Genomic DNA, 1,791 nt, shown 5'->3' with positions numbered 1-1,791 from the left:
AGCTTGCCTCGCGATCTTTTGATCTTTTAAAAGATCGCGAGGCAAGCTCGCTCCTACAGACAAGCGCCATAAAAAAAGCCCTGTATCTCATCGATACAGGGCTTTTTTATTGACACCGTGGGCACGCTTTTGGCGGGCAGTGTCTTCAGGCAATGGCTTCTTGCGACTTGCCCAGCAGGCGGTCGTAAATGAACGCACCTACCAGAACGATCAGCGACGGCACCAGCCAGGCCAGGCCTTGCTCGCTGAACGGCATGTGAGTCAGCCAGTTCGGCAAGCCATCCGCCAGGCCTGCGCCTTTAAGGGCATCGACCACGCCGAAGATAAACGACACCAGCATCACCGGGCCGACAATACGCGTCTGCTCATGCCAGAAGCCTTTGCAGAAGCTCAAGGCCACCAGCACGATGCACGGCGGGTAAATAGCGGTCAGCACGGGTATGGAAAAGGCGATCAACTTGGTAAGGCCCAGGTTGGACACCACCAGCGAGAACACGGCAAGGATAATCACCAAGGCCTTGTAGGACAGCGGCAAAATCTTGCTGAAGTACTCGGCACAGGCACAGGTCAGGCCCACCGCTGTTACCAGGCATGCCAATGCAATCAACACCGCCAGGAAACCACTGCCGAGCGAACCAAAGGTGTGCTGAACATAGGCGTGCAACACCGCAGCCCCATTGGTTGCACCGATAGCCACTTCATGGCTGCCGGAGCCCAGACGGAACAGGCTGAGGTACACCAGTGTCAGACCGACACCCGCCACCAGGCCAGCAATGATCGCGTAACGGGTGATCAGTTTCGGCGACTCAACACCACGGGAACGGATCGCGTTAACGATCACGATGCCGAAAACCAGTGCGCCCAAGGTGTCCATGGTCAGGTAACCCTGAATAAACCCTTGAGAGAACGGCGCAGCCTCATAGACCGGGGTCGCACTACCGATATCACCGGCAGGCAAGGCAAACGCGGCGATACCGAGAATGGCCAGGGCGATGATTTTGAGTGGAGCCAGGAAGCGCCCTACCGTGTCCAGCAAACGACCTGGATACAGCGAAACGAAGAACACGATCAAGAAGTACACGGAGCTGTACAGGAACAGCGCCAACGGGCTTTCACCGGTCAGGGGAGCCAGACCCACTTCGAACGACACGGTTGCCGTACGCGGTGTGGCGAACAGCGGGCCCACAGCCAGGTAGGCCGCAGCCGCGAGCAAGCCGCCAGCAATTTTGCCAATCGGGCTGCTCAGTGCATCCATGCCGCCGCCAACTTTGGCCAGAGCGACAACAGTGACAACCGGCAAACCCACAGCCGTAATCAAAAAGCCCAGCGCGGCGATCCAGACATTAGGCCCGGATTGCAAACCAACGATTGGCGGGAAAATGATATTGCCAGCCCCAACGAACAGGGCAAAGGTCATAAACCCAAGTGCCAGAATGTCCTGGCCTTTCAAAACTTTCATTACGGAAGTACCACACTAGTAAATCGGGATTTAGAGGGGAATTTCCCGTGCGGATATGGGAAATGTTGTCAGTCTGAATAAGACCGACCCGTCTAGCGCGTGGCTTCCTTGTGGGACGCACACGCAGAAAAGCAGAATGGCGGCAAGATTACCGAGTTTTTAAGATGAACGCACTGTTGCAGGGCATTCTGTCCGATGAACGAACGCAGTTGTCGCCTTGATGACATCGAAAATTAAACTGGTGTGATTTTCCTACATCATTGTTCCCGAACCCCTGTAGGAGCGAGCTTGCTCGCGATCTTTTTTAAGATCAAAAGATCGCGAGCAAGCTC

The 1,791-nt window shown here is 55.6% G+C and carries 1 protein-coding gene; it reads right to left on the bottom strand.

From position 1 onward, the window contains the following. Nucleotides 1-145: 145 nt before the first annotated feature. The gene (gene brnQ, locus AAEZ03_RS25640; RefSeq protein ID WP_350582501.1) at nt 146-1,459 is read right to left on the bottom strand and encodes a branched-chain amino acid transport system II carrier protein; all 1,314 of its coding nucleotides are present in this window, start codon (nt 1,457-1,459) and stop codon (nt 146-148) included. Nucleotides 1,460-1,791 lie beyond the last annotated feature (332 nt).

This window comes from Pseudomonas sp. HY2-MNA-CIBAN-0224 (assembly GCF_040310285.1).
Taxonomy (GTDB): Bacteria; Pseudomonadota; Gammaproteobacteria; order Pseudomonadales; family Pseudomonadaceae; genus Aquipseudomonas; species Aquipseudomonas helleri.
The sequence above is the reverse complement of the archived record's forward strand: the minus strand, read 5'-3'. Positions and strand labels throughout refer to the sequence as shown.